Origin of the sequence: Vibrio sp. 10N.222.46.A1, assembly GCF_041473595.1 — a bacterium.
Classification (GTDB): domain Bacteria; phylum Pseudomonadota; class Gammaproteobacteria; order Enterobacterales; family Vibrionaceae; genus Vibrio; species Vibrio tasmaniensis_A.
Map to the genome: position 1 here is coordinate 1 of NZ_JBFRSN010001585.1, position 1341 is coordinate 1341.

The 1341-nt window shown below is 42.4% G+C and carries 2 protein-coding genes; one reads left to right on the forward strand and one right to left on the reverse strand.

The window, feature by feature from the left end; translation table 11 throughout:
- Nucleotides 1–206, reverse strand: a 206-nt coding sequence (locus AB4496_RS28245) for a LysE family transporter (protein WP_372133353.1), incomplete at its 3' end; no start/stop codon positions are given.
- 370 nt (nt 207–576) lie between these two features.
- Here AB4496_RS28245 and AB4496_RS28250 point away from each other — a divergent pair.
- The coding region (locus AB4496_RS28250) for an extracellular solute-binding protein (RefSeq protein ID WP_372133355.1) at nt 577–1341 on the forward strand (765 nt) is incomplete at its 3' end.

Here is a 1341-nt window from a genome sequence, read left to right on the forward strand (position 1 = left end):
GCCAAAATAGAACCGACCCCAATAAGACACAAACCAATATAGACTGCATTGGCACTGGCAATACCGAATGCAACGCCGAGTGCTTTTCTACCCTTATTTTTAACAGCACTCTTTACCACAATCACAAAATCTGGTCCGGGGCTCAATAGCGCCAAAAAGTGAGCAATCGCCACGGTAACAAAAATCCCAACTAAACCTGCATCCATAAACCAACCTCCTGTCGTTCAATTAATGCCCCACTATTGCATAACTAACGAAAAAATGCTCAAGTAGATGAATATATATTTACTAATAACCTAATAATCAAACAAATCCCGTGTTTTCGTCGTGCCAAATCGGAAGTAGATGAGTCATTCGTGCACTTCTTCAGGCGTTCGTCGGTCAAAGGTTGATATCCCCTTGATTTAACATAATGATTTTGTGCTCAAAGCTTACTTTTAGTTCCAATTAGGTCATAGGATTTTCACACCTAAATGCATTGCGTTAGGTTGAACTGAAATTAGAGACCTAAATTTGAGCTATGTCGCAAAATTTGGGCTACGATTTAGTTAAGCAAAGTAGGAAAGGAATCCGTCAGTGAAAGCATTTTATGTTTCTGTTCTTGCGTCATCATCCTTTTTAACTGGCACAGCGTTTAGCCAACAAAATGATATTTATCTCTACAATTGGGATGAATTTCTATCCAATAGCGTCGTGACCCAACTAGGTGACACGTACGGCATTTCTTTGAAACAACAGTTTTTTTCTGATGAGTCGATCAGAGATGAAGTGCTATTGAGCGAACGTCGTGGCGCATTTGAGCTAGTCATTATAGAAAGTGTAAAGCTCAATGCGTTAGCCAAGCAGAACCTGTTTCATAATCTCAGTGAGTTACAACAATCCATTGCTGGTAACATAGATTCACGGTGGGTTGAAGGATGTGGCGAGTATGGCATTCCCTACGCTTGGGGGACTGCGGGAATCTTATATCGCAGTGACAAAGTAAACACTCCCACCTCTTGGAACGCTATTCTCGAACCAGACACCAACGGCAGTGGCCGCATAAGTATGTATTACGAACCTACGGATTTGGTGAGTACTGCACTGTTAGCAAATCAATTTGATCCATTCACCAATAATGAGCAGGAACTTCGCGTTGCCTATAAAACCCTGCAAGCTCAAAAGCCACACCTAGAAAGCAACGAATACGTCATCGACTATATTCGCCAACCCGAACGTCTTGCTAACATCGACCTTGCCTACGGTTATTCTGGTGACAGTTATGTACTCAATGATTTGGAGCCTGATGCCTCTTGGTCCTACGCTGTGCCTCAAGAAGGCACAACGTTATGGTTAGAGTGC